We start from the raw sequence: 7,456 nt of genomic DNA on the forward strand, positions 1-7,456 counted from the left end.
CACCAAGAAGAAAGGTGCAACGATGCACGCCCTGAGAAACACCAGAGGAAGTCGGCTCGTCCTGGCGGCGGCCATCGGTTCCATCGCCCTGATGACCGCGGGTTGCACGTCGAGCGGGTCTGCAGGATCCACATCGGAGAACGAGGCGGTCGGTGACGAACTCGCTCCGAGCATCTATTGCGGCGAGGAGTGCCAGGAGCAGCTCGCGCTCGAGGCGGACCCCGCGTCGATCGACTGCTCCGTCGGCGTCTCGTGGAGCAGCGCCTCCTTCCCGTACGGCGCGAAGTCGACGCAGCAGATCCCCGAGTTCGCGGAAGCGTTCTTCCCGGGCATGGACGTCACCGTGAGCGACGGCCAGGGGGATTCCACGGTCCAGTCCGGTCAGGTCGACGACATGATCGCGCAGGGCATCGACGTGCTGATCATCTCCCCGCAGGACGCCGCGGCACTGGCCGGGGCCGTTGACCGAGCGACCGCCGCCGGCATCCAGGTGATCGCGGCCGATCGCGCCGTCGACGCCGAGGTGTCGACCTACATCGGGTCCGACAACGTCGAGGCCGGAATCGTGAGCGGCGAGGCCATCGTCGCCGACTTCCCCGACGGCGCGAACGTCGTCGAACTCGCGGGCAGCCTGGGCGCATCGCCGACGATCGATCGCGGCGACGGGTTCCGCCAGGCCCTCGAGGGCTCGAACGTCGAGATCATCGCCACCCAGACGGCGAACTACGATCGCGCCGAAGGTCTGCAGGTGATGGAGGACTTCCTCCAGCGATTCGGCTCCGGCGAGATCGACGCCGTCTTCACGCACAACGACCAGATGTCCTTCGGCGCCATCCAGGCCATCAAGGAGGCCGGTCGCGAGGGCGAGATCAAGGTCTACGGGATCGACGGAGAGTCGGGCGCCCTCGACCTCGTTCAGGCGGGGGAGTACGCGGCGACAGTCGGATACCCGCTCGTCGTGAAGGAGTCGGTCATCGCCGCCGCGAAGCTGTGCGCCGGCGAGCCCATCGACGAGCGCATCGTGCTCGATTCGACCCTCATCAACGCCGACAACGTCGAAGAGTACACGGGGCGCGCTCCCCAGTGATCGCGCCGGGGCCGGATGCGTCGGTGAGCGTCCGGCCCCACACTTCTCCCTGAAAGGACACACGCAATGAAGATCTCCTACAACACCTGGGCCTACTCCAGCTTCTTCGTCTGGGTTCCGGCCTACACCCTCGATGAGACGATCAAGCGCATCGCGGGACTCGGCTACGACGGAATCGAGATCGGCGCCGCTGCGCCGCACGCCTACCCTCCGCACCTCGGCGCAGACCGGCGCAAGCAGGTGCGGGAACTCCTCGACGAGCACGGCCTCCAGCTCTCCAGCATGCTACCCGCTCCGTCCGGGGGGCCCGGGAACAACCCCGCCTCGCCGTACATCGAAGAGCGCCGCGCGACGGTGGAGCACTATAAGGAGCTCGCCGAGATCACCGCGCAGTGGGGCGGCAAGACCCTCATCTACCTGCCCGGCTGGATCATCTTCGGCACCACGCGTCGTCAGGCCTGGAAGTGGAGCCGCGAGGTTCTCACCGAGGTCGCCGACGCGATCGCGCACACCGGGGTGACGCTCGTGATCGAGCCGACCTCGCACGACACCAACCTGTGCATGAGCGCCGACGACGCGATCGAGTTGATGGAAGACGTCGACCGCCCCAACGTGAAGCTCATGTTCGACACCTTCCACATCATGTACAACAAAGAGGTCTTGAGCGACTACGCCTACAAGATGGGCGAGAACCTCAAGCACATCCACATCTCCGACAACGACCGGCTTCCGCCGGGGTCGGGAGTCGGCGACTTCCCCGCGCTCATCGACGCGCTGATCGATGTGAAGTTCGACGGGTTCCTGACGATGGAGACTGGTTTCCACCGCCGTGGCATCGAGCCCGACGAGGACGCGCGCACCTCCATCGAGTACTTGCGTCCCCTCGTCGAGCAGAAGATGGCAGCTCGCGCCAACCCCAGCGCGTAGTCCTACACACGAAAGGCAGTGACGATGACCGGGTCGGCGTTCCACCCTGACTTCGCCCTTCTCTTCCTGAATCCGCGGGAAGCCGCGACCATCGACGCGATCGTCGGCCAAATCATCCCCTCCGAGGAGGGGTCGCCGGGGGCGAGGGAAGCCGGCGTCACGGAGTACATCGACCGTGCGTTGTCGGGATTCATGCGCGACCTTCAGCCGATCTACCGGGAGGGGCTCGCCGAGTTCGAGGCGTTCGCCGTGGAGACCGCGGGAGCCGCGTATCTCGACCTCGACGGCGAGCAGCAGCTCGCGGTCATCGCAGAGCTCGACGAGCTCAGCGGCGCTCGACCAGACGCCTTCCTGGGGCAGTTCTACCGCATCGTCCGCGAACACACCGTGCAGGGGTTCTTCGGCGATCCGGCCTACGGCGGCAATCGTGACGTCGTCGGTTGGAAGCTGGTGGGCTTCCCCGGCGCGCAATGGGGGTATACGCCGGAGCAGATGCACCCCGGGGTGGACTCTACGAGCATCCCCATCCTCACCGTCAAGGATCTGTACTCCCGGATAGGAAGCATGAAATGAGAGCGGAATACGACGCGATCATCGTCGGAATGGGTTCGGCCGGAGGAATCATCGCCGAGCAGCTGACCAAGGCCGGTGCACACGTGCTGGCACTCGAGAAGGGTCCTGACTACACGCAGGAGGACTTCATGGTCAAGCAGGACGAACTCCGCTACTACCAGCGCGGGGCGATCGTGGCCGGCGTGAACGTCGATCCTGTCACGTGGCGTCCGAACGAATCGTCGACCGCGCGTGTGCTGCCCTGGTCGGCGGGCACGCTCGGCACCGACGAGCCGCTCTACGGCCTGCCCTCGATCGGCACGGGGGGCGGGACCCTGCACTGGGGATGCGCCGCGTACCGGTTCCGCGAGGCGGATTTCCGGATGCGATCGGCCATCGCGGAGAGGTTTGGGGAGGCCGCGCTGCCGGAGGGGTCGTCGCTCGCGGACTGGCCGATCAGCTATGCCGACCTCGAGCCCTACTACGAGCGGGTCGAGCAGGAGCAGGGCCTCTCCGGGCGGGCAGGGAACGTCGGGGGCGTGCTCCAGGAGGGCGGAAACCCCTTCGACCCGCCCCGTGAGCGCGATTATCCGATGCCGCCTGTCGCACAGGGGCCGGGAGACGTGCCGTGGGTGGCGGCGACGGAGCGCCTCGGCCTGCATCCGTTCCGTCAGCCCCTCGCCATCAACTCCGAGGAGTATCGGGGTCGTCCTGCCTGTGTGAACTGCGGGTTCTGCCATGGCTTCCCGTGCCATGTGAAGGCGAAGTCCACGACACAGGTGACGTCGGTGCCCGCAGCCAAGGCCACGGGCAACCTCGAGCTCCGCGCGCGCAGCCGGGTGCTGCGCATCAACCGCTCTCCCGACGGGCGTGAAGTGCGCGGGGTGACCTACGTCGACGCGCTCGGCGAGACGCACGACGTGTTCTCGAACACCGTCGTGCTGACGGCGTACGCGCTCGAGAACGTTCGGCTGATGCTCATCTCCGGCATCAATTCGAACGGTCAGGTCGGTCAGCACTTCATGACGCACAATTTCGGCTGGTTCACCTCGGTGCTGCCGGAGGTCACCAACCCGTTCATGGGGACGTTCAACGCGTCCAGCGCGATCGACGACTACACGTCCGAGCTCGTTCCCGACAACGACCTCGGTGTGCTGTGGGGATCGCCGATCATCAGCGTCACCGGTGACCTTCAGCCGATCGAGGCGTACCACAACATGAACCCGGGCGTCGCGAAGTTCGGCCTCGAGTTCAAGCACTGGATGCGCGACAAGTACCGTCACATGCACCGCATGTACTCGCAGACCACCAACTTCCCCTACGCGCGTCACTACGCGGACCTGGACCCGGTGGTCAAGGACCGCTGGGGTCAGCCGGCTCTGCGCATCACGCACGATTGGGAGGACCACGACGCGAACTCCGTGACTCTGATGGGTCGGTACAAGGAGCGCATCGCGAAGGAGATGGGCGCGACGGAGTACTGGATGGACTCGCCGCGGCCGCCGTACCACCTGTCGACCCACGACGTGGGTGTGCACCGCATGGGCCTCGACCCGGCGACATCGGTGACGAACGTGTACGGCGAGGTCCACGAGTGCCGCGGCCTGTTCGCCGTCGGCGGGGGCCAGTTCGTCAGCTACGGCGGATACAACCCGAACCAGACCGTGCAGGCACTCGCGTATCTGAGCGCCGAGGGTCTGCTGGCCTCCAACGGCCTCCGGCTCGCCAGCTCGACGCCGATGGTCGCATAGTGGGCGACCGCTTCAGCGGCCGGGTCGCGTTCGTGACGGGCGCGGGTCGTGGGCAGGGTCGCAGCCACGCGCTTCGGCTCGCCCGCGAAGGAGCGGATGTCGCGCTCGTCGACCTCGGAGGCGCCGGGGCGATCGATCACCCGCCCTATCCGACCGCGACGAGAGCCGACCTCGCCGCCGTGGCCGCGGAGGTGCGCGCGATCGGTCGCTCCGCCGAGGTCTTCGAGGTCGACGTGCGCGATCCCGCCGGGCTCCAAGCGGCCGCCGATGCCGCCGCCGAGAGGCTCGGCGGGATCGACCACCTCGTGGTGAACGCGGGCATCACGGACCGTTTCCACAACACGTGGGAGCTCCCCGTCGAGAACTGGCGCACGATGATCGACGTCACGCTGTCGGGGGCCTTCTACACCTGTCGTGCGGTCGTGCCCCATCTGCTGCGGAGGGCGGAGAACGCATCCGTCGTCCTCATCGGCTCAGGGGTCGCGATCAAAGCAGTGCCCGGACTCAGCCACTATGTGGCGGCCAAAGCCGGTCTTGTGGGGCTGGCGGAAGCGCTCGCCGCGGAGCTCGGACCCTACGGCATCCGGTGCAACTCCGTTCACCCCGCCGGGGTCGACACGGACATGACGACCGCGATGGTCGAGCTGAACGGGATTCCGCGCGAGGAACTGCTGAGCGGGTTCCGCGAGCGACAGCTGATCGCGCGGAACGTCGAGATTGACGACGTCACGGCAGCGGTCACCTGGTTGCTGTCGGACGAGGCGCGCCGCGTCACCGGGCTCGCGATGACCGTCGACGCGGGAGAAACGAAGAAGTGAGCAGCTCCGTCGGAGCAGGAAAGGACGAGAACATGGCCATCAAGGACGTGTACCGAGTGGGCATCGTGGGACTGGAATTCGGTGCGGAGTTCATCCCCATCTACCAGCGGCACCCGAATGCCGAGATGTATGCCATCTGCCAGCGCACGCAATCGAAGCTCGACGAGGTCGGGGACCGGTACGGAGTGGAAGTCCGCTACACCGACTACGACCGGATGCTGGCCGACGCATCCATCGACATCATCCACATCAACACCCCGCTGCAGTTCCACGCCGACCATGTCGTCGCCGCTCTGGAGGCGGGCAAGCACGTCGGCTGCACCATTCCGATGGCGATCTCCGTCGAGGACTGCAAGCGCATCGTCGACGCCCAGCGTCGCACGGGCCTGACGTACATGATGATGGAGACGACGGTGTACAGCCGTGAGTTCCTCTTCGTCCAGGACCTCTATCGCTCGGGCGCGCTCGGCAAGCTCCAGTTCCTGCGCGCCTCGCACCACCAGGACATGACCGGGTGGCCGTCGTACTGGGACGGCATGCCGCCGATGTACAACGCGACGCACGCGATCAGCCCCACGCTCGCGCTTGGCCGCCACCAGGCCGAGTACGTCCAGGCGCTCGGATCGGGCTCGGTCTTCGAGCGGATGAAGTCCGCCTACGGCTCGCCGTTCGCGGTCGAGTCGACCCACATCAAGTTCCTCGACGCCGATCTGGGCGCGGAGGTCACCCGGCATCTCTGGGCCGTCGCCCGGGAGTACCGGGAGAGCTTCGACGCGTACGGTGCGATCCGTTCCTTCGAGTGGTCGCAGAGGGAGGACGGTTCGCACGTCGTCTACCTCGGCGAGCGTGCCGAGCGGATCGAGGTGCCCGACTTCGCGAGCCGGCTGCCCGCCGAGATCCAGTCGTTCACGACCGCGGGCGTCTACACCGATGAGGGCGAGTCGGAGCACCGGTCGTTCGTGCAGGGCGGCGGCCACGGGGGATCGCACCCGCATCTCGCCCACGCGTTGCTCATGGCGGTCGCCGGCGAGGGGGAGACGTTCCCCAACGCGGTGCAGGCGGCGAACATCACGTGTGCGGGCATCCTGTCGCACGAGTCGGCCGTCAACGGTGGCCAGAAGACCTACCTGCCGGAGTGGACGCTGAGCGATCAGAAGCCGTTCGACGTGGCTCTCGACGAGGGACGCGAGCCGGCCTGGGCGGGCGAGACCGAGGTCGTGCCCTCCTAGCCGTGGCCCGGCCGTCGTGACGCCCCCGGGCGGGATCCGTCCCGCCCGGGGGGCGTTCGCGTTCAGTCGGACTTGGCCGATATCCGGCTCTTCGCCGTTGAGCGTGTAGTCGAGAGCCGGCCGCTGGTTCGCGGATAGGCGTCGAGGTCTTCCAGGATGGAAGTTCCTACACTCACCGTTCGCCGGAACGACCTCGACTTGCACCACCCTACGTTCGCGACCCCTGACCTCACCACGTTCTGCCGTCTCGACGAGCTCGACCTCGAAGCCGTCGGGCAGCTGCTCGAGTCCGATCGGGCGGTGCGGGAGTGCCGCGGCGATTCGCTCGGTGATCACCCGGTTGTGCATGTGAGCTGGAACGATGCTCAGGCGTACTGCGCCTGGGCGGGTCGCCGGCTGCCGACCGAGGCCGAGTGGGAGTATGCGGCGCGCGGTGTTCTCACGGGGGCGAAGTACCCGTGGGGTGGCGACGAGGTCGACGACGGCGGCTGGCGCGCGAACATCTGGCAGGGAGATTTCCCGCGGGCGAACACCCGCCAGGACGGCTATCTGACAACCGCACCGGTGCGTAGCTTCGAACCCAACGGCTTCGGCCCGTGGCAGAGCGTCGGCAACGTGTGGGAGTGGTGCCAGGACTGGTTCGACCCCGCGTATTACCGCCGATCGCCCGTGGACTCGCCGGCGGGACCCGACCGGGGAGTCGCGCGGGTGCTGCGCGGCGGCAGCTACCTCTGCCAGATCTCCTACTGCAACCGCTATCGGAATTCCGCGCGGTCGCAGAACACTCCGGATTCGTCGATGGGAAACGCCGGCTTCCGGACGGTTGCCCTGTGAGCGGGGATCGTCGCTTCCCAGCATCCGTCTTTCGGCACGGTATCGAGCCCGACGCGCGCTTCACCCTCGCCAACGAGCGAACGTTCCTCGCGTGGATCCGCACCGCGCTCGCCCTCATCGCTGGCGGTGTCGCCCTAGATGTACCGGGTCAGGACGTTGGTTGCAGGCGGCTGATCGGGGGCTTGCCTCCGAGTGCTGAGTGGCGACGTCCAGTGTTGTAGTGCTCCAGCCAGGGGTCAAGGGCCGCGGTGCGAGCGT

7 protein-coding genes and 2 pseudogenes are annotated in these 7,456 nt (G+C 67.0%); 8 read left to right on the forward strand and 1 reads right to left on the reverse strand.

Annotation, left to right across the window (positions count from 1 at the left end; genetic code table 11):
- Nucleotides 1-22: 22 nt before the first annotated feature.
- From MA875_RS15520 to MA875_RS15555, 8 genes and pseudogenes are all read left to right on the forward strand, one after another.
- Entirely contained in the window at nucleotides 23-1,087 is a 1,065-nt protein-coding gene (locus tag MA875_RS15520; protein WP_248243157.1) for a substrate-binding domain-containing protein, read from the forward strand.
- 66 nt (nucleotides 1,088-1,153) lie between these two features.
- The gene (locus tag MA875_RS15525; RefSeq protein WP_248243158.1) at nucleotides 1,154-2,014 is read left to right on the forward strand and encodes a sugar phosphate isomerase/epimerase family protein; all 861 of its coding nucleotides are present in this window, start codon (nucleotides 1,154-1,156) and stop codon (nucleotides 2,012-2,014) included.
- 24 nt (nucleotides 2,015-2,038) lie between these two features.
- Entirely contained in the window at nucleotides 2,039-2,587 is a 549-nt protein-coding gene (locus MA875_RS15530; protein ID WP_248243159.1) for a gluconate 2-dehydrogenase subunit 3 family protein, read from the forward strand.
- On the forward strand, nucleotides 2,584-4,317 hold the full coding sequence (locus MA875_RS15535) for a GMC family oxidoreductase (protein WP_248243160.1): 1,734 nt from the start codon (nucleotides 2,584-2,586) through the stop codon (nucleotides 4,315-4,317). The genes MA875_RS15530 and MA875_RS15535 overlap by 4 nt, the downstream gene beginning before the upstream one ends.
- Nucleotides 4,317-5,135: an SDR family oxidoreductase gene (locus MA875_RS15540; protein ID WP_248243161.1), complete on the forward strand. Its 819-nt coding sequence runs from the start codon at nucleotides 4,317-4,319 to the stop codon at nucleotides 5,133-5,135. Before MA875_RS15535 ends, MA875_RS15540 begins: the two co-directional genes overlap by 1 nt.
- Nucleotides 5,132-6,364, forward strand: coding sequence for a Gfo/Idh/MocA family protein (locus MA875_RS15545; protein ID WP_248243162.1), 1,233 nt, complete (start codon nucleotides 5,132-5,134; stop codon nucleotides 6,362-6,364). The genes MA875_RS15540 and MA875_RS15545 overlap by 4 nt, the downstream gene beginning before the upstream one ends.
- Before the next feature lie 318 nt (nucleotides 6,365-6,682).
- Nucleotides 6,683-7,198, forward strand: a pseudogene (locus MA875_RS15550) (formylglycine-generating enzyme family protein); the annotation flags it as partial.
- Nucleotides 7,195-7,347: pseudogene (locus tag MA875_RS15555) on the forward strand (YidH family protein); the annotation flags it as partial. The pseudogenes MA875_RS15550 and MA875_RS15555, both read left to right, overlap by 4 nt.
- Here MA875_RS15555 and MA875_RS15560 read toward each other — a convergent pair.
- The coding region (locus MA875_RS15560; protein WP_248242355.1) for an integrase core domain-containing protein at nucleotides 7,347-7,456 on the reverse strand (110 nt) is incomplete at its 5' end. The pseudogene MA875_RS15555 and the gene MA875_RS15560 sit on opposite strands and share 1 nt — an antisense overlap.

The organism is Microbacterium kunmingense (assembly GCF_023155745.1).
GTDB lineage: Bacteria > Actinomycetota > Actinomycetes > Actinomycetales > Microbacteriaceae > Microbacterium > Microbacterium kunmingense.